Here is a 20,703-nt window from a genome sequence, read left to right as displayed (position 1 = left end):
ATGAACAAGATATATAATAGAGTTTATCCATTTTTTATTAAGGCTGTAACTAATCTTCATGTAGGTTCAGGTGGCAATATAGAAAGTGAGGTAGATCTTCCCTTTCAAAAAGATGAAATAGGTTTCCCCACAATTTATGCCTCAAGTCTGAAAGGTGCTATGAAATCTTATTTTTTAAAAGAATTTGAGGATGACAAACTTTTGATCTACAAAGTATTTGGTGATGACGAAAGTGGAGATGAAGCATCAAAGATTTCAATTTTAGATGCCCTTCTATTAGGAATTCCAGCAAGAGGAATATCTCTCGACTCTACCCCTTCTCCTAATATCTGGTATTATGTTACCTCTTATTCCACAATGAAAAAGATAAAGAGCTACCTTGATTTAATTGGAAGTATTTGTAGTGATGTGGATCTCAATTTTGATGTGAATGAAAATACTTGTTATGGTAATAATTGTCCAACACATCTTCTCCTTAATGAGATTGAGGTTGATAATCTTAGAGCGGAACAGCCAAATTCTTTTTTCTATCAAATCTTATCTGATAATCAAATTACTCCATTAATTGTGTTAGATGATTTGACTGCAATGAATGTTATCTCGCGATCTTTATTGAGGGTTAGAAGAATAAAGATTAACAGAGAGACTAAAACTGTAGTTACTGGAGGTCTATGGTCTGAGGAGTATGTTCCAATAAATACTGTACTCTTTTCAGCAATACTTTTGAAAAATGATAAGGTAGCTTGTGATTTTTCAAATAAATACCTTACTAAGGCTGATTATTTAATTGTTGGTGGAAAAGAAACAATAGGGAAAGGGGTGGTGAAATTAATATGGCTCTCGACCCAAATATGTTAGCTATTGAATATGTGGAAATAGTAAATGAGTGTATTAAGGATAACGATGTAAAAGAGAGGTTTAGGAGTAGGGCTAGAAATTTATTAGAAGAGATTTTCTCATCTGGGTTTTTAACAGTATTTCTGTATATAATTTCAAAGAGTGACTTTAGTTATGATGAAGAGAATGAGATCTTCTCAAATACTCTTGATTTCCGTGATATTCTAAGTGAGATTAATTCTAAAGTTAATAGTAATAGTATAGGTAAGGAAAAAGCTTCATATATGATTTATTTACTTGGCATTATCTATTTCCTTGTTAAGAATAACTTAGTTGATGAAAAGAGCGTTTTGCTTTTCTTCAGACCACATCCTGCTAATGGTTGTAGGAACATGCAGTTATTAGATATAATTGCACAAAATGAGGAAAAAATATTTTTCATGATGAAAAAATACTTATTAAGCATAAAGATGTTAGCTAGTGGATTATTTGGTGGTGACTGAATTGGACGTTATTCAAGTTGTTGATTACGTTTTGGGTAATTTGAAAAAAGATGAAAATGTAGTCATGAACTTATACTCATTTGCAACACTTTCCAGTATTACTTATAATTGTATTAGCTCTGGTTGTCTAAGAAGTGATCTTTCAGCAAATGAGATTAGGAAATTGACTCTTACTCGTATAGCTAAACTTTCTACTCTTTCAGAGCAAAAGAGGAAGGAAATTGAAAATATGTTTAGAGAGATTAAAGGAGCGTTAAAGAAGAGTGGTTATAAGGTTGCTGAAATAGAAATTACCACGAAAAGTAGAACTATAGCAGGGGTTTCATCTTCGTTCCTTTATGAGTTAACTGAGGTTGGAATTTACTTTGACTGGGTTTTGAACTTACCTTTTATTCCCGGGTCAGAAATTAAGGGAGTCGTTAGAGCTGGGATTAATGATCCAGAATTAGAGGAAATGATATTTGGTGGGGAAGAGAAAGGGATAAGTAAGGTAGGTTTTACTGATGCTTATCCAATTGATCCAGTAGGTAGTTATACACTAATTCCAGATGTAATGACTCCACATTATCAAGGAGCAAAAAATGAATTAGAGGTTAAACCTAGGCCAATATTCTTTTTAACAGTACCACCTAATGTGACTTTTAAGTTTTTAATGTATCATAGAGAAGATGACTTGGGGTCAATGGTTTGTAGGAGAATTCCCTTAATAATTGCCTCTGGTTTAGGAGCTAAGACTTCTGTTGGATATTCATATTTTAAATTAAAGGAGATGGTGTATAATGCCTAATAATAACGATCCACATGAATTTGTCCTTCGTAAAATCTTAGCTTTATTCCATGATCCACCAAATAAGGCTGAAATCTTAAGCTATAACTTCAGTTTAAAAGACTTGAACTATAACTCCAGAGTAAAAGGCGATTATATAAGCCATGAAGAAGTAGCTGAATTTATTTTTAATAGATTTCTTTCTGATCTATCTATTAATTTTGGTTCCTATGGAGTTAAATACGCTGATTGGCTATCATCGTCCATTGATAGATACATGTTTGGAGCAATCGCTCATGAGTCCAGCTATACAGTTAAGGAAGTTAAGCTACGTAATATCATATATCCTAAATTTATCGTAGAACTAAAGAAAGGAGATAAGAAAAAAGATATAATGGATGAGGCATGCACTTTTATTTATGAACTAAAGCAGCCTTTTTTATCATTATTATTTAAGTATATTATAAACAAAGATTACGAAAACCTTATGCTATTTTATCAAGTCTTATATTTAATTTATGAATTATTATGGATTGATCTTAATTATTCAACTGGACCATCTGATACTAGAGTGCCTACTCATCAAATATTTGATCATCTATACTCGTCTGCTTCCATGATTAATTGGTTACCTAAAAGTAAACCAAGAAGTAAACGAAGATTGTTTATGATGGGATTAGACATTGTTGGAGTAGCAGATTTTATAGGAAAGGGTAGAAAAGTTAGGGACTTATGGGTATCTAGTTATTTAGTCTCTGCCTTAATTTGGTATATTCTACTTCACTTTATTAATACTTATGGTCCCGATACAGTAATATTCCCTTCACTAAGATTTAACCAATTTTATGCTTTTTATGTCTATGAAAAGCTTAGAAAGACATATTCAACAGATGAGGGAATGAAAAATGTAATAAACAGGGTGAAGGATTTAATAACAAAGTACGTGTTTAACAACGATGATCTCTTTCTTGAAGATAAATTAGGTATTCCTCCTTATCCCATAGTACCTGGTAGAGCTACATTAGTTTTGCCTAGTTTCGAGATAGAGAATGAGAGAATTATAAGAATAAGGAAGAGGAAAAAGTTTGAAAATGAAGTTAACGCTCGATTCAATGAAGGATGGAAAAAGTTAGTCGATACGATAGAAAAATTGGCTGAATGTAAATTAGATGAACCTTTTTGGAATATAGTCTGTAATGTCATCAAAAATCACAAGGATATGCTTACAACTCCTCCCCTAAGATTAAGAGTTAAGATTGTAGAAAAAAAGACTAATAGCAAAAATGTGATAAAGTGGTGGAATTATTATGACGAAATGTATCGTGAGCTGGTAAACGAATTTAAAAAATCTAAACTAGTCAAAGTGACTCCAGAGTCACAATTAAGGTTAAATTCTTCTAATTACGAAACATGCACATCTTGTGGTGTTTTACCAGCTGTTATTAGTGTACCGCGTTCTGATCAAGAGAAAAGCAACTTCATGCATGAATGGGGATTAACTGAAAATAAAAATAAATTGGAAAACTTAGAAAAAATTATTTCACCAGGCGAAAGATTATGTCCCGTATGTTTGGTGAAAAGAGCAATAGGTGTTGAACCAAGAGTACTAAGAACACTGTTACTTGATGAAGATCCAGAAGAAGTTGTCGAATTCATTAAAGAGCACAACATATCAGTCTTTATTCCTTCAACTAGTCATATTGCATCAGTTGATTTATATGAGAAACACTGCGTTAAAGATAAGAATCTAGATGAATCTGAAAGAGTAAAAAGAATATCAATGTGGAGGAAATTCAATGAATATAAAGGTTGTGCCTATCTTGATCAAGACCCAGAAGAGTTATGGTTCAGTGAGGAGAGAAGAGAGGAATTTGCCAGGCTAGGGCTTACTCCAAAATCACCTTATTATGCACTTGTTAGGGCAGATAGTGATTATTTAGGAGATCTTCTAGAGGGAAAACTCACACCTTACTTAGCCGGGATTATTGACTCTGATTATTATGGAGGAAATATGGATAATAAAGAAGTCATAGACTTTTTAAAGGATTATTATGTGAGTCAAGTTTCTGCTGACAATGAGAGATTAGTAGAAGCTGCAATATTTTTAGTGGAAAAAGTAGGAAAATGCGATTTAGAATATTTAGCTAGAAACTTACGCTTCCGCTCAAAAAGAAACCTAATAGGTAAATCCAGATCATTTAAGATTAAAGACTCAATAGAAGCTATCAAGTATTTCAAAGAATCATTAGAAAAACAAAGAATTATACTTACTCCAGCTTTTCATATATCTATCTCATCCGCATTAAATAGGGCTTTGCTTTATGAAATAAAGTTAGTGAATGAGCTCGGTGGTTTTGTAATTTATGCTGGTGGTGATGATCTTTTAGCGATGTTTCCAGCTGATAAAGTGATAGATTTTCTTAAAGACAGTAGGTTAGCATTTGCTGGACGTAAGAAAGACATTGATTCAGAGAATGATAGTGGAATACATGTTGCTGGAAACGGATTTTACAAAATTAAAGAAGCTTACTATCCAGCTATGGCTGTTGTTGGTAGAACTTACTCAGTTGTCTTCTCTCGCTATGATGATCCTTTACAATATGTCATTCAACTCTCTTATGATTTAGTAGAAAAATTGAAAGAGAGAGTTTACATAAATTATAATAACGAGAAAAGGTTGAAGGACCTAACATTCTTTTACTTTAACGGTGATTTAGCTGTTATTCCTAACTCTTTCCAAAGACCAATTGAAGAAGTTGGTGAGATTATAGATGTTCTTGAGAAATTGAAGAAACTACTTGACGAGGGAGAGCTAAGCACTAGGTTCTTATACGATTATATTGAGAGAAGAGAGTTGCTTCATTCTTTATATTCCCATGGTAACGAAGAGAGTATAAGAAAGTATTTATCTTATCTCTTCTCAAGACATTCAAACGCTAAGAATCCTCTCGATACAGTAAATCTTAATTATCTCATTTCAAATGTTGTATGGGACGATGGAAGAACAAGTTATGTTATTGATGAGTTAATAAAGGCCTTAATTATATTAAAGAGGTGGTAAATTTGGTTTTTGTTTTACTCATTGATCCAGTAGAGGCTTTAATGTTAAGGGGTAAAGGTGAGTTTTCCCCAACTGTCATTGGAACAAGGAATTATGCTATTTCCTTACTTATTCCAAGACCATCTACTGTTGCAGGGATGTTAGGGACATTTTTCTATGATGAGTCAAATCAGAGAAATAATTGGTTAGATATTCTGATAGATCTCTTTCAAGGAAAGATAGACAAGATTTACGGATTAATACCAGTTATTAAAGAGGAAAACAAATATCAACTCCTTTACCCACTAAGGTATGATGAAGATATTGCCCTATTTAAATCTAAGAAGGAGATATGCGATTTAATCGACGTAATAAAGAAAGGAGAACACGATAAATGGGAAGCAAAGCTTTTCTCAGCAATAAAGGCGAATAACATTATAAAATATATAAGTATATCAGAGAGGCTTGGAATTGCTTTGGATAGAGAGAAAAAAGTGACTAAAGAGCATTACATTTACTTAGCTAGATATGTTTTTCCAAAGTATAAGATTGGGGTTATTATAAAGAATTGGATAGATGAGGAAAAGTTAGTAGCCCAACTTGGTGGAGAAGGTAGAGTGGTTAGTATTCTTAAAGACGATAGTTTGAAAATATCAGTAGCTGAAGAGGGGGAAAATGTAAACCTCATTGATTGTGTAAACAAAGAAGCAAGTTATTATTCAGTCCTAACTCCTTTAGTAATAAATGAGGATTGTGTGGAAGAATCAAAGGATCATATGGTTATAGGGAAGATTGATAAGATAACTATGGGCTTTGATATCCGTTTTAAGAGAAGAAAAGAGTTAGTTACGGCAATTCTTGAGGGAAGTGTGATAGAAAAGGAATTGCTGGACAGATGTGAAGTAAACGGAAGATACAGTGTAATTGGATATAACGCTGTTACATGCTTGTGCTTGTGAGAATTGAAGGGATACAGTCATTCACTAGAGTGTCAATACAGAATTTGACTTTGTAACACTCATAAGCATCCTTAGTGTAAAACCAATGAATTAAAACATTACTATCATCGATTATCTTGAATGATATGAGCGATTTTCTCCTTTTTTTGTTTCTACCTCTTGGTAATCCTAATACTTTATTGCACAGATTTAAATCTTTACATTTCTCGTAATTATCCCAATTATTTACAACAACTGCTTTCCAAATCTTTCCTAAACAATTTCCATTACACTGAACAAGTTTAAAACCAAATTTGCAGATTGAGGGAACTGAACATTTATCGGTAGTATCGTAACAAGGGAAACCATAGTTTGTCCTACTTTCTACCAAATTCTTAATATTTTCTTCACGAGAATTACAATTGGGAGAAAAGATACACTTTATCTTCTCTTTTACTTCATTGTCCACATAATCAGATATTATTTCCTTTATTCGTACACTCCCAAAACCTCTTGTACTGCCAGCACCAAGATTATCAAAGACAAGACCTAAAAGTAATGGGTACAAGTCTCTTTTTATTTGCTCACTATCAACATGCTTCCTAGTATATATTTCAAGGCGAAAAGTAAGCTTTTCGTCAAAAAAGATTAAATCGTTTACAAGCCTTTTCAAATAGTTCTTTAGTTTTTCTTTATTATCTAATTTGCCTTGATCCTCATATATCCTATCACTTTCCCCCTCATTTCTCTTTGGAAACAATGCTAAAAACATCCTAGTCTTTTTAGCCTTGGTGATTTTATCTATCAAAGTTTTTATTTTTGTCTTATAATTTTCACTAACATTGCCTAAAACAAGTTTAGTGAAATCATTTATTTCTAACAAGTCGCTAAGCCTTTTCTTCTTTACTCCCTGATAGGAGTTTGCGGTATTGATTATTGCATTAACAAGATTATCAATGCATTCAGAATTACACAGTTCCCCTATATTTTCTGCGAAATCACTAGTCCTCACTATGTATAATGAGGCAGTGTCATTACTGCCTAAACTTTTCCCAACTTCCTCATCAAGTTTTATGTAATCTTTTTTACAATCACTTAGTAAAACTCTGTACCACCATCTCCATAATGCTTTTATTTCTGTTGGTCTTGGCTTTTCAATTATTCCTAAATCTACATTATAAGGACTACCACTAAAACCACCCATGTGAGGAGAGTAAACCTCTAATTGAAATTCTGCAACTTTATCCATTAAATAATCTTATGAATGTTTACTCTTATATTAATTTATGGTTATACCTCTCTCGTCATACTTTGAAGTTTTAGGAGTTGTCGTTGTAATACCAATATTATTCTGGCTGAATATTAGATATATCGAAAAAGATTCTATCAAGATATTTTTCCTCCTAATCACCCTTCTTTATCTTTTCTTTTTATTCTTCCTTTTCATATACTTTCTTGCATACGTATTATTATTTGAGGTTAAAAATGTAGAATACAGAATACCTTTCCTAATTTTATTTGCCTTAACTCCAATGTTGCTAGCACTTTTTGGAGATAAACTAAGGAAAATGATGAAAAGAGTTAAAACAGTGAAAATAGAGGGAGGAAAAATATCCTTTGAATTACCTTATGTTTTGTATAGTAAACTTTCGAAGAAAGAGATTGAAATGTTAAAATATCGTTATAGTTTATCTTCAAAGTTCTTATTAATTATATTGATCGTAGCTAAAGCAGTTTGGTATTATAATCTTTTCCTTTTCATCTCTATGCTTATAGCTGATTATGAGACTAGATTTAGGATAATTTCTATCGGTCTTTTTATCTTCCTTTACTTAATAGCAGTTTTTGCTAATGAAATTGTTTTATCAACTTTATGGTGGATAGAGTTGAATAGGGATTACTTAATGTTATTAAAATTTGGTTATAAAGCCTCAAAGAGGCTTATCTTAAAAATACATAATAAGATGTATTTTGAAAAGGAAGGAGACAAAATTACTCTCAAGGAAGTATTATGGGAATTTAAGAGAGCCTTAGTTTTGCCTACAGGCATAACAGTATTCGTTACATATTTATTTCCAGATGATCAACCTCCATTTGAATTAAGAGGTAAAGTAATTAGAAAGAGAAATAAGAAAATGGCTGTTGTTAATCTAAACTTTAAGTTTAATTAAGTTGTAAAAATTATGGCATGATATTTATTTTGAGAAATTTGTCTCTTAATATTTGAAAAAAGAAGAGTAATAGTAAGTGAGACTTTTTTGTGTCTTACATGAAATGTTAGGGTGAATTTTATTACATGAGACGAGATAGTGATATTCCCATGAAATTATAAGTTACTAGCTGATTGCATAACTGATTTTCAATTAACTCTGTAAATTCCTCAAACCTGCATTTATATGGAGAAAAATCGTTAAACGCATTTGTGAGATAGGCAATCTCATAATAAACTTATTTTCTCTGTAAAAAAGAGGTATATGATTATATATTAAAAATAATAAGGATTATAAGATCGCTTTTTCCTCTTTAGCTATTTCATAAATTAATAAAACAACTTGTACGTTTAATTAAAGAAAAATATAGATAATTTTCTCCCGGGTTTTATCATTGTTTCCCTTTCTCCTTGTTAGGTTGGGAGGTAGGATGTTAACCTAAATTAATTACCTCTATAGAGAATTCGTTATTTTCCCGGCTTTTCCCGGGAAAAAGAATTAATCTCTCAGTAAAATAGAAAGAGAAAAGAGAATAGTAAACAACAAGACTTAAATACAAGAAAAGAGAAAATTAGAATAGATATGAGGTATAAAAACCTTCAGCTAATCCACTATGGAATTGAAAGTATAAACAGAAAGATAATCAAGCAAATTGATGAAGATAAATTGCTAATCCACTATGGAATTGAAAGCGGAGTATATGACATTCTCAAAGAGAAGTTTCAACTACCATGCTAATCCACTATGGAATTGAAAGTGTTCAGACATACTTAGCAACGATGCTAGCTCTTTTAGTTTGTGCTAATCCACTATGGAATTGAAAGTAATCTTTAATTGGGTTTCTTATGACGGACGTCACAAAGCGGCTAATCCACTATGGAATTGAAAGAGTCTTAATATCGGCTTATAGTTTGCAAATTCCTGGTACGTGCTAATCCACTATGGAATTGAAAGCTCCCCGCCCTGGCGAGGTTTTCCGAACCTTTATAAAGGGGCTAATCCACTATGGAATTGAAAGCTTTATGATAATAGTATAAGACTGTTCTTCTTCCTTCTTCTGCTAATCCACTATGGAATTGAAAGCAAATGTCCTTCCTCATGCCTAATTATTGCGTCCTCTACGCTGCTAATCCACTATGGAATTGAAAGCCTGGGCATGATAAGCTTCCAGTGCTGTAATTGCTAACTGCTAATCCACTATGGAATTGAAAGTTCTCACATTTTGTCGAGAAGGATCTCTTAAAGCTAAGAGCTAATCCACTATGGAATTGAAAGAAAATAATGTATATGCATCGAAACTTCTCTTTATGAAGACAGGCTAATCCACTATGGAATTGAAAGGGTTTTTTCAGTGTAAGAGCTAGCTCTTGCGACAACAAAAGAGCTAATCCACTATGGAATTGAAAGATAATATTAAAGGCGTTGCCAGAGCTAGCGAACAGGAAAATTATGCTAATCCACTATGGAATTGAAAGGCCTTAGCGTCAATGGTCGCTGGACTTAAGGCATACTATATGCTAATCCACTATGGAATTGAAAGCTGCTAACCTCATTGAATAACACATTATCAATCATCAATTGCTAATCCACTATGGAATTGAAAGTGTTTTATTTTATAAATTCTGAAAATAACTTAATATTCCGCTAATCCACTATGGAATTGAAAGTCTTTGTTTAAAGCAAGCCCGTTTACAGGCGTTATATGAGGCTAATCCACTATGGAATTGAAAGAGTGTACGGTAAAGTTGTTACTGCTCCAAGAACCTATTGCGCTAATTCACTATGGAATTGAAAGTGAGTATACGCAGTTCCAGAGCATGAACCTGAACAAGAGGCCAATCCACTATGGAATTGAAAGAACTAATGATGTGTAGTAACATTAGTTCTGAAGTGAAATTTAACAATACAATTTTATGCGACTTGTGTAGGATAATTTTCTTTTATACATAAACTTTTTAGTTAATAATGAAACAAAAAATTGTGGTTTTAGAAATAGACTTAGAGCTGTTGTCCTTAATATTCTTAGGATCCATTTCATGAGAGTGTTTAATTACACTCATGAAAATCAACATGTAATATGCTAAAAATTCAAAACGTTAAAAACAGTTTCTTACGTGCATTCAAATTTAAAACCCTAATAAAAAACTTGTGTTAGGGTTACAACATGAATGTAATACCTTGCAAAGTTAATGCTTACGATACCCCAATTCAATATAAAAACATTAAGCCCAAAAACACCATATCACAATTTAGGAGTACAAATTAACAAACTAAACTTACCAACCATAACAAGTTAAGAATAAAAAGAGAAGAGAAAAACGAAAATCTCAAACATAACTTATCCAAAACGGATCCTCAGAGGAAAAAGAAATACAAATGAAAAACTTGTAACATTTTGTGAGATTAAAACTTGCAAGCTTAGCGAACAATCATAAGGATTTGCATGCATATGAACAGAGGAGTATTTCAAGTATACTTCCTAGGCTAGTCTATTATTTAATCAAAAGAGAAGAAAAGGTTTTCAACACTATTTAATCTTCGTTATGAAGAATTTCAAGGTTAGGTTTTGATGGACAATGTACTTATATTCGCGCTTTGTTTGGAATTGTTATGTTAGTGTTCCTTAGATTGGAGTTAGAGGCACTCGCTGAGTTAACTCCCTGGAGGTGGTGTTAATTATACTGATGATTATGAAGTCAGGATCATATGTTGTTAGCAAAGAGTATACTTACCCCTATAGTGAGAAGTTGTCTTAATGTTTTAATACTAAGCTTTTACAAGGAGCATTGCATGGTTGATTATAGCTTGAACCTACTTGTGGTTACAAGGGGTCGATTTATTTCAAGTTAATTAAACGTGGTTAGACAATCTAGGATTAGAAAGAAATTGATTTAATGCCATGTTGATGTTATTTTTCAGACCACAATCGAAACTCTCTTAATACTTTTGCGTTTCAATTAAAGACTTTCTCATTCACTCTCTTGATGACGCATTTTTCTAACTTTTAAGAGCAGTTTTTATTCTTGAGGAGTTTTTCCGCATATTATAATAATATAATGGGGTATTACATAAAAATAAAGAAGAGATTCTATTCCCTTTCTTTATTCTTTATGTAAACTTTTCTTCAATATAAAGTTTTAAAATCCTGTTAAGACGGTTGGAGTAAGTTAGAAAATACCATTTTTTCGCTTAAGCCTACACATTCCGAAAGAATTTTCACATAGCGTAAAAAAGTTTCAGAGCGTGTAAAAATTCGACAATTGTAGACTTATCATGAAAGATTCTGCATGTTCATCATGGATTATAATTTTTTGTTCGGATAATTGGAAGTATATCCATTTTAGGTAATTCATAAAGGAAAAGATTTATACAATGTAAAAAGTGCAAAATGACAACGTAATGAACATACTCTCATAGTCAATTTTTGAAAATAGCGATTTTATCTAACATGCGGTAAAAGTTAAAAATCTTTTAAAATAACGAGAAAAAGGCAACAGTAGATAGTCGGACTCACTTACAGTTTCGTCACTAGGTATAAAATTAATGTATTCATGGTCTCTTATAGAGATTGAAAGAATTGAGCTGAGGAAGAATGGAAATAACTTAATGATAACATTACTGACACTCAAAATACTTAATTTCCCCAAATTCTACTTCATCATTTGCTATTTATACGAGACAAAATATTTATATACCAGAAATTGTTACTGTACAGTATGCAATATCAATTTTTAACTCATAAGAAGAAACAGTTCCTCCTACCTTCAGAGGAAACCCTTAGAGAAAGGGTTGTAGATCTAACTACAATTGAAAGGAGGGAAATAGATTAAAACCCTCCTCTCTTTTTATGGTGATAATGTATGAAGTTAATTGTTCCCGTGAAGAAGGTCTACCTTACGCTCTCTGAAAAACTTTATCAAGATTTTCCAGCCTTAATCTTTCAGATAAATGATATATATGTATACGTCACTACTTACAAACCTTCATTGGATAAGAAATCTAAGACTATGGTTATACCTTTATATGGTGTAATTATAATGATTAGGGTTATTGAGAAGAAGGAGAAGGAGAGAGCTAAAGTTATTAGTTCTAAAGGACATAAGTTGTTAGCTGAAATTATAACTGAAAGACTTGAGAAGATGAGGAGATTAGAAGAAGAAAAATATTATAAGAATATAAAATTCATGTGACTGAGATATGTCTATCCTCTTTTTTGAAAATCCTCTTATCTTTCTTTATAAAAATCAGTCCTAGGCTACCTGGAATTACTTTAAACAGACTGAGAAACAGAATCTTAGACTTCTTGCCTTACTCTCTTTTTAACATTAGCTATAGAGATAATTTGCCATGCCTTGTATAATCTCAGCCCTTAACTTGAAAAGTTGTTTTATTTTCTCTTCATCATCTTCTTCTTCCGATGAAATTTCCAGCTCAAGATTCACAATTTCTTCTGAAAAGTCAGACGGATCAACTTCAGCATTAAACTTTTTCTTAAATTCTTCCTTTACATTTACTACGTTAATTCTTAGTTTTGCTAGTTCTGGGAAATATGAGGTTGTAAGGATAACATCTGAGAATTCTGAAGCTTCCAATACCTTCATTAAAACCTCTTTCTCCTTGGGATTAGTTAATGTGATTACATTAACACCACCAAGGAATGGATAAACTATTCCAACAAATTCCTTATCCTTAATCCTTAACTTATCCAATACAATATTCCTAACTGCAGATGGTAAAACCTTGTTAAATATCTTAACCCTTTTGAATAATTTAAAGGCTAATGTTAAGGCATCTTGTCTTGCCTTATCAAAGTCAATATCTTCTACGGGATATAAGGAGTAGAAAATGACTTTAAATGCTTCATCTACTTTAACGTTGTTTAGATATGCTGAAAAAGTATCATAATCTAATTTTTTACCGTTAATTACCAACCCTCCTTCCCTAATCTTCTCTAATAAACCAACTGGCGAAGTCTCCCATATTTTTAGTATATCTCCAAAATAGCTGTAGTTTATTAGATCTGGTCTAATTCCGTAAAATAGCCTTAAAGCTGTGAGTAAAAAAGACATCCCAGCCTCAGCGTCAACATTCTTAACTTCATAAGCGTAAGTTATGTCCTCATAACCTCCTTTTTTAGGAGTTGGTTTGCAGTTTAAGTCTATCTTATTAAAATAATAAACATACTCAAGCTTACCATCTTTTACGCTTGGCAATCTTTTCCTTGAAAGTATATACCAACGTACTTCTCTTGGGACTTCTTTATATTTTACAAACCCTTCACCTTTAAATTGAATATCAACAAGGACTTTTGACAGAACTCTTCCTAGCTCTAAATCAAGTTCAAAGTTTGGAGGGATATATTCTCCAGTCTCTTTACTCCACCTCATTAGAACGCTTTCATATTCCTCAATGCCATCTTTAATACACTCATTTTCTATTTCGTCTACTGGCTTTTCGATAACTGTGAAGTATTTGTTCTCTGGGTTGTATTCCACTTTATTAACGATTGTCTTATTTGACAAATCAATATACCCGGGCTGATAAAACTCAATTAAGTCTTTCATGCTAATTCTATCAACTTCTTCCATTTTTCCTCCTCTTTCTATTACTAATCTGTTCTTTTCCGTGTTTATCTCATAAAACTTGAAGTGATTTAGTTTGTGGTAGTTCACTCCCCCTTTTTCGTCAATAAGGTTTACTAAAACAGCTAAGTTTTTCTCTACGTTATCTAAATTTCTCCCTTCCCTCAATTTCAATACTGCATCCCATAACTTTACGTAAAGACTATCGGGATTATAAATGATTACTTCTGGACCTATGCTTAACCAAACTTTTAATGTTTCAAAACCATTTCTTAGCCTGGGGTCAAAACCTCTTGGAATAATTATGCTTTCAACAAAGTCAAGGTTTTCTCTTCTTCCAGCTCTCCCTTCCCTTTGAATAAAGTCTTTAACTAAGAAAGGTAAGTCTACATGAATTATTCTTTTAGCATGACCTATGTCTATTCCTTGAAGTAAGGTCTTTACAGTGAAAACGTTATTTTCGATCCTTTCTCTTAGCCTCTTTTCTAACAAAATTCTAGTCTTTTTTCAACTTTTGAGTGGTGTGTTGGTATTCCCATATTTTTCCCAAACTTTTCGCACTCTAGTATAGACGGGAAGAAGGTAATAGTTAACTCATTATCACATTTTCTGTAAAGTGAAAGTAAATCTTCAATTTATGCATCATCTTTTAGAAAGGCATCATAAATATCTGTCCTTAGCTCTTTGTCCATATTGAGTGATGCAGTATAATATAAGTCAAAGATTTTCTCAATGAAGTCGTCAAAACTGTATATTTGATATTTTAGAAGTTTACTCTCGTTTTTTATAAACTTTTTACACTTCGTCTTTCTTTCCTACAATTATGAAGTATCTGTGTTCTGGCTTAAATGCTTCTCCTTTGACTATTTCAGCATTATTTAGTCTTTTTGCTAAGTCATCTGGGTTTGATAAAGTACCGCTTATAATTACGAACTGTGAGTGAGGGAATGAGTTTAGTAGTATTTCAATTAATGCATTTGCCTTAGCTATGTCGTAAAAGTCTAGTTCATCAACTACAATTAATTTTGGTTGTAGAGTTGTGAGGTAATCAAGGTGGAGGATTAACATGTCTGGATTTGTAGTAATTATTTTACTTCTAGGAAGACTTCTCTTAACTTCATCATAACTACTTGTATCACCATCATATCTTACGAGATCACCGTAATATATCCCTTTATCCTCCTTAGCGTGAACGTCATAACCTAAGCAGTTAAGGATTTTGTATAGCCTATGGCTCTGATCATTTGCTAAAGCTTTTGTTGGGTAAATTACTAATACCTTGTTGGTTGAGTTCCTCAAAAAGTAAAGTAACCAGACTTCAGTTTTTCCACTCCCAGTTGATGCTGTGAGAATTACACTCTTTCCTTTTTCTAAAGCTTCTAATGTTTGTATTTGATGAGGGTAAAGATAGTAGTCATATGGTTCGGTGGAAGTATAATTTTTACAATCAACTAAGTCTCTGAACTTAACGTTAGTTTTAGTAGCATCTTTTTTTGCCTTCTACGTAGACTAAGTAAGCATAGTCTTTAAGTAGTGTGAAACTATCACACACAGAAAGAAGTAGGAAAAAGACTTTAAAAAAGATTACTTTTTGAGAGATAGAGGGGTTTAACAATTTGAAAGATGAACTATTGTTGTTTAATTTCGTAACGTCATCAAGGTATAAATTATTTCTAGTTCTAGAATATTTTTAAAACTAACTAGTAATTATAATAAATCCTTCCTTCCTTATAATCTCTCTATAGAGCGTAAATATATTAATTTCTGCTTAGGGGACACACACTGACTCACAGAGCCTGAATGATCAAAGTTTATGATAGCATTATATTCACTCCCTTATCCTCATTAGTTATTCTGTTTGATGATTGACTTTATTCACGTGATTTTTTCTAGCATATCTTAAGATATTCAACAGTGTCACGAAAATAATACTTATATAACAGGATAATCAATTGTATTACATGAAAACTGTTAGAATTAAAGTAAAGGATGAGGTATTTGAGATTGCTGAGGAAATGGTAAAAGAAGGAATTACCTCATCGATAAATGAAGCTTTTAACATAATAATTGAGATTGGATTAAATGAGGCTAAAAAGAAGTTAGAAATGAAGAAAAAAGTAGGCGAAATAGTAGAAAAGTGGCTTAAAGAAGGATTACCAAAGGATCTTAACTTACCTACTTCAGAAGAAGTAGTTAGTGAAAGAGAATGAGGATACAAGTGTTGTTGATAATGACCCTTCTTGACAAGAAATTCTTCTGATAAGGTTAGAAGTCAAATGATTGTGCTTAATTTTACTCAGTTTTAGCGTCGTTTAAATGAGGAAACAGTTGTTCACTCTATGAAAGTACCGACCTTGACGAAAGTTAGTGAGAAGGTTAGATTAAAAACGTTAGACTAACCATCAACTCGAGTTTGCTAATTCAACTATTATTTTACCTAAGTTTGTTATTCTGCATATTTTCGGTTTTTTCAATTTACATTCTATATAATTTTCTTCTTCTAAGTCGCTTATTTGCTTAGAAATTGTTGACAAAGATTTTCCTAATTGTTTTGAAATATTCTCAATTTCCCAATCTTTCTCATCACTCATTAATCTTAAAATTTCCACGTGGTTTTCTCCTATTTTCCTTGGAATTTTAGCTGGTAATTCATATCTTTTTTCCATATCCTCTGTGAAGGATAATATTTTTACTTTTTTACCAACTTGTTGGGCTAACATCGCATAATAATATAATGCAAGGTTAAGGACTCTCATCCCTCCAATTAAATAGAATTCAAGGTTTTCTCCTCTAACTACTTCAGCTATTTGTAATACTATATCGTCGAAAGTAGTATCAATATTTAGATACTTTGGTCGAATTTCTTTTACTCCCGCAGCTGAAAGGACTTTCATTACAGTATTTATAGTCTCTTCCGATTGTCTTTTTCTAAACTCATCAACATTCCATACAGAGAAAAGATATACTTCTTTTACATCGCTAATACCTCTATTTGCTATTATCCTAATTATGTACTCTGATGTGAACCCTAATCCGAAAACTAAATTTACACTCATCATGTTAGATAAGCAATTGAGTTTTAAAAATGTTAGGCTATTTATGTATCTGCTTCCTCAGCCTAAAGGATTAATAATATGGTTTAATAAACTACTCATGATTTTCAATTTTTAAGAACTAAACATGAGTTAAAGTTTTCTATTCAAGTCAAGAAATATAAAAAATTATAAACTATTAATTACCATCGATAGGAAAGTGTGAAGCTGAGATTGAGTAGGTGCTAGATTGATTGTTATAACTACTGCAATATCATTTTGTGAAAGACCAGCCATACCTCCCATGGCAGTCCAATTTAATCCAGTGTAGGCATCAATATTTTGTTGCATGAATGTAACGTTATTAATTGTCATCACTAAATAATCATATCCACCAGAGTTATACATATTGAAGTATATTCCGTATTTTGAGAATAACTGAGACATACTACTTATTTGTTCTTGATATGTTGAATTTGTCAAGAATGCAGTCGTTATGTTATATGCTAAAGATGCATAGTTTGGAGTGTAATTCCAATAGAGTCCAAATAGGATAATAGACACATTAGTACCGGTCTCATTTATAACCTCGAGAACTACTTTGGTTGGAGGATATGGTATGAGACTATTTGAATATTCTGGATAGAAGAATCCTCCAGTATACTGAATGGGGGCAACACCCGTGAGTATTGAAAGCTCTGTAGAGAAACAGTTATTAAGTTGATAAATGTTCATTGTTGTTGTAGTACCGTTTGCGAAAGTTACCTTATATTCACCATGACCTACGTAAGAGGCAGAATATGACATAGAACTATCAGTATTCCAATTTCCTCCATAATAGGAATGTGCGACAGATGCAGCATCAGCTAAAGTGTATTTTGGTTGAAGCATAGGTAATACTACTAGGAAAACTACTAAAACTACAGCAACTGCTAAAGCTACGCCTATTATAGCTTTGGTTGAAAACTTTTTCTTTGAAGGTTGTTGAGGATAAGGTGGTTGATACGGAAAAGGCTGCTGAGGATATGTTGGCTGTGATGAATAAGGCTGTTGAGGATAAGGTGGTTGATAAGGCTGTTCCTGGGGCATAGTAGGAGGTTGATTCATTGGTGGAAACTGATATCCACATCTACCGCAGAAATTAGCTTCATCGGGATTTGGATATCCACATCTAGGACAATACTTAACCATATGATACAATCTTTTTTCCCATTTAAAAACTTTTTCTTTATCAATTTCTCTCCTTATTTAACTTAAGATTAGGTATTTGATTCTTAAACATAATCGATATAACATAAAGTTACTTATGATTTTACTAATATTAACTTCGCTGAAATTTACTATCTTCATAACTTTATTGCTAGTTTTTTGTTATCAAGAGTATTCTAGCTCATATTAAGACTTATTTTTCTATGTTCTTTCTTAAATATTCTCTTTCAATCTTTACAAAGAGATTGCCAATACCTTAATTTTTCTACTTAACTGGATTTTCAATCTGAGCGTGTGTAACAATACAAAATAAAGGACTTTTTCTCAATTTCTTATATTTTCCTATTATGTTATATTGAGAGAATTTTTCATTTTATTACAATTGTTTAATACAATCTCTAAAGATTAATTTTAAAGCTATTGGACTATTAACATTTATCATGCGATGGTTAATATTATCTTTTATACTTCTCTTATCACCGATTATAACATTTTCTCAATTACCAGCAGGAATTTCTGCTCATCAAGGGCCTATATACACTTCTTCAGTTTTAGGATTTGCAAATATAACTGCTTTGTCTGTTAATTATTCTACTTGTTTACCAAACGGATCTTCTCTTCAACTTAACGTAATTTTAGAAGCTAATACACCTACAAACACTTATTATTTCTGGTTGCAGAATGTAGCATCTTTTAACGGTAGTGAATTGTTCTTTGCAGATAATGTTTGGAATTCAACCTTACCTGCAGCTAACATGACTCAAGTTTATGGAAAAGGTGGAATAATTAATGGTATCTATGTTTATACATTTTATCACATGCATTATTCATTACCTTTAGCTTTTTATATGATGATAAATGAAAGTTATAATTCTTCTGGTGTAACTGTTTATTTCAATTATATCATAGTTCAAAATGGAAGTAACTTAACTCCATCAAGTATTGTAACTTTTGATAAGGTTTTCATTCCTATTAGTTAAGTCAAATCAGCTTATATAGTAATTAATGATTCACGAACACCTCAAAATGGTTTATTAATGGATAGTGAGCTAGTTTGGGGTGGATTTGCTAACGGAGCATGTGCTAACTTTACTTCTATGACTTCTTATTTAGCAATGTACTATTATAATGATGGAAATTGGATAGCATTTCACAAGCTTTATACTTACGGTAATGACACTGGTGAAAGTGCTTGTGATCTTGTTACCAAAAGTGTAAATAAGTATGCATTAGTTACTATAGGTTCAATTTCGCCTAAAACAGTTACAATAAATCCTCCTTCACCAGCTCTGACTTTCGTAAATATAACTTCTACTTATCCGATTTACGTAAATAACACATTAACGAAATCTTTTGTATCTTATATCTCCTATCCTTTAATAATAAAGGTTAATGGAAAAACTATAACAGTAACTCCTAATGACAGACCAATAGGAATAGTAATTAATGGAAGTAAAATTAATTATCATTATTATATTAACGTAGTTTTTCCCTTTGCAATAAATGCTAGTATCAATGGCCATGAAAGTGTTTTTCATTCTGGTTGGTATAAGAATGGAACTATTATCTCAATAGACCTTAACAAATACTATTATTTAAATAATGAGACTAGATATGAAGTAGTGTCTAATTTAAACAGTGTGATAATTGTTAATTCTTCATATGTATTTAATCCAGAAACGATAAAGCAATATTTAGTTGTTGTTAAGTCTCCCTACCTTGTTAAAATTAATGGTATTATTACAAATTCTGCATGGGTTAATGATTTTTCAACAGTTAAGATTGATGTCTCATTGCCATTTTATCTAACAGGCTATTTGAATGGTACATGCATGATAAACATAGGACAACATTTAACAGTAACAGAGCCTTTATATGAAACTCTTGTCACTTCTATTAACGTATTTCTAATTTCTGTCTTAGCAATATTAGGTATATTTTCTAGTGTAGGAGTATTGACATATAGGAGTTGGAGAAAATACAAAGAAATTCAAAAAATGTTTGAACAAGTTCAATTAGGCGTTATAAATAATGGCTTAGTTCAATTACTTATTAATAGTAAAACTGATGGAATGGTAATAGGATTTCGGCTATTTGGACTTTTAGTACCATTAATGTACCCAATAAGAGTTGGTGTAAACAATATTTCATTTTTATTTCCATATGTCTTCTATTATCCAAATATGGTTTACGAAGGGTACTTAATTATTTATGCTAAAGGTAAACTAGTTAAGGTTAAAGTTAGGGTCGTTGGGCAATATTACTTGAGATAACATACTAAAAGCTAAGCATAATATTTGCATTAAGAAGATTAAAATCAGATTTTTGAACTATTATTTTATGATAATTTAACATATGAATAAGAATTAATTTTCTCATTTATACTTTAAAACACGCTTACAGTGGCTAGAAGTATGTAAGATTTTTGAGCAAAAGAGTTATTACTAGAGTCCAAATTTATTTCTATATAATAAATAATTAGATAGTCCTTCACTAGAATATTCGTGAGTATTCAACAATATTTTTAATCTAATTTAAATTAGTTTAGCAATACTTTATTAAGGGATATTGCTTGGGGAGGCATGA

Annotated in this window: 12 protein-coding genes, 2 pseudogenes and 1 CRISPR repeat array; of the genes and pseudogenes, 9 read left to right on the top strand and 5 right to left on the bottom strand. The window is 31.8% G+C overall.

Annotation, left to right across the window (positions count from 1 at the left end):
* Genes cmr4 through ACAM25_RS13210 form a run of 5 tightly spaced genes read left to right on the top strand, consistent with a single transcriptional unit; the run spans window position 1 to window position 6,105 of the window.
* Window positions 1-858 (top strand): type III-B CRISPR module RAMP protein Cmr4, encoded by an 858-nt coding sequence (cmr4, locus tag ACAM25_RS13230; RefSeq protein ID WP_369610167.1) that lies wholly within the window; start codon window positions 1-3, stop codon window positions 856-858.
* Window positions 834-1,340: a type III-B CRISPR module-associated protein Cmr5 gene (gene cmr5, locus ACAM25_RS13225; protein ID WP_369610166.1), complete on the top strand. Its 507-nt coding sequence runs from the start codon at window positions 834-836 to the stop codon at window positions 1,338-1,340. Before cmr4 ends, cmr5 begins: the two co-directional genes overlap by 25 nt.
* Before the next feature lies 1 nt (window position 1,341).
* Window positions 1,342-2,127 (top strand): type III-B CRISPR module RAMP protein Cmr6, encoded by a 786-nt coding sequence (cmr6, locus tag ACAM25_RS13220; protein WP_369610165.1) that lies wholly within the window; start codon window positions 1,342-1,344, stop codon window positions 2,125-2,127.
* Entirely contained in the window at window positions 2,120-5,167 is a 3,048-nt protein-coding gene (gene cas10, locus ACAM25_RS13215; RefSeq protein WP_369610164.1) for a type III-B CRISPR-associated protein Cas10/Cmr2, read from the top strand. Before cmr6 ends, cas10 begins: the two co-directional genes overlap by 8 nt.
* Before the next feature lie 2 nt (window positions 5,168-5,169).
* Entirely contained in the window at window positions 5,170-6,105 is a 936-nt protein-coding gene (locus tag ACAM25_RS13210) for a type III-B CRISPR module-associated Cmr3 family protein (protein ID WP_369610163.1), read from the top strand.
* On the opposite strand, the gene cmr1 is transcribed toward ACAM25_RS13210, so the two are convergent.
* Complete coding sequence (gene cmr1 / locus ACAM25_RS13205) at window positions 6,086-7,333, bottom strand: type III-B CRISPR module RAMP protein Cmr1 (RefSeq protein ID WP_369610162.1); 1,248 nt, start codon at window positions 7,331-7,333, stop codon at window positions 6,086-6,088. The genes ACAM25_RS13210 and cmr1 overlap by 20 nt on opposite strands.
* Window positions 7,334-7,370: 37 nt before the next feature.
* Between cmr1 and ACAM25_RS13200 the strand changes: the two genes are divergently transcribed.
* Together ACAM25_RS13200 and ACAM25_RS13195 are read left to right on the top strand one after the other, a co-directional pair.
* The gene (locus ACAM25_RS13200; protein WP_369610161.1) at window positions 7,371-8,255 is read left to right on the top strand and encodes a hypothetical protein; all 885 of its coding nucleotides are present in this window, start codon (window positions 7,371-7,373) and stop codon (window positions 8,253-8,255) included.
* 641 nt (window positions 8,256-8,896) lie between these two features.
* Window positions 8,897-10,152: direct repeats of the CRISPR family, unit length 24 nt; unit sequence GCTAATCCACTATGGAATTGAAAG.
* 2,002 nt (window positions 10,153-12,154) lie between these two features.
* Window positions 12,155-12,484 (top strand): hypothetical protein, encoded by a 330-nt coding sequence (locus tag ACAM25_RS13195; RefSeq protein WP_369610160.1) that lies wholly within the window; start codon window positions 12,155-12,157, stop codon window positions 12,482-12,484.
* Window positions 12,485-12,619: 135 nt separating this feature from the next.
* Here the strand turns inward: ACAM25_RS13195 and ACAM25_RS13190 are convergent, their stop codons facing one another.
* A complete protein-coding gene (locus tag ACAM25_RS13190; protein WP_369610159.1) occupies window positions 12,620-14,368 on the bottom strand; it encodes a helicase-related protein in 1,749 nt (582 codons plus the stop codon).
* A gap of 303 nt (window positions 14,369-14,671) precedes the next feature.
* Window positions 14,672-15,271: pseudogene (locus ACAM25_RS13185) on the bottom strand (DEAD/DEAH box helicase); the annotation flags it as partial.
* A 566-nt stretch (window positions 15,272-15,837) separates the two neighbouring features.
* Between ACAM25_RS13185 and ACAM25_RS13180 the strand changes: the two are divergent.
* Window positions 15,838-16,086 (top strand): VapB-type antitoxin, encoded by a 249-nt coding sequence (locus ACAM25_RS13180; RefSeq protein ID WP_369610158.1) that lies wholly within the window; start codon window positions 15,838-15,840, stop codon window positions 16,084-16,086.
* Between the two features lie 192 nt (window positions 16,087-16,278).
* On the opposite strand, the gene csa3 is transcribed toward ACAM25_RS13180, so the two are convergent.
* Together csa3 and ACAM25_RS13170 are read right to left on the bottom strand one after the other, a co-directional pair.
* Entirely contained in the window at window positions 16,279-16,932 is a 654-nt protein-coding gene (gene csa3 / locus ACAM25_RS13175) for a CRISPR-associated CARF protein Csa3 (protein ID WP_369610157.1), read from the bottom strand.
* A 165-nt stretch (window positions 16,933-17,097) separates the two neighbouring features.
* Window positions 17,098-18,099 carry a zinc ribbon domain-containing protein gene (locus ACAM25_RS13170; protein WP_369610156.1) on the bottom strand — a complete coding sequence of 334 codons (1,002 nt, stop codon included), beginning with the start codon at window positions 18,097-18,099 and terminating at the stop codon, window positions 17,098-17,100.
* Window positions 18,100-18,557: 458 nt separating this feature from the next.
* Here ACAM25_RS13170 and ACAM25_RS13165 point away from each other — a divergent pair.
* Window positions 18,558-20,390, top strand: a pseudogene (locus ACAM25_RS13165) (thermopsin family protease).
* Window positions 20,391-20,703: the final 313 nt, after the last annotated feature.

This window comes from Sulfurisphaera javensis, assembly GCF_041154675.1.
In the GTDB taxonomy this organism is placed as follows: domain Archaea; phylum Thermoproteota; class Thermoprotei_A; order Sulfolobales; family Sulfolobaceae; genus Sulfurisphaera; species Sulfurisphaera javensis.
This window is presented reverse-complemented; position numbering and strand designations above follow the sequence as displayed.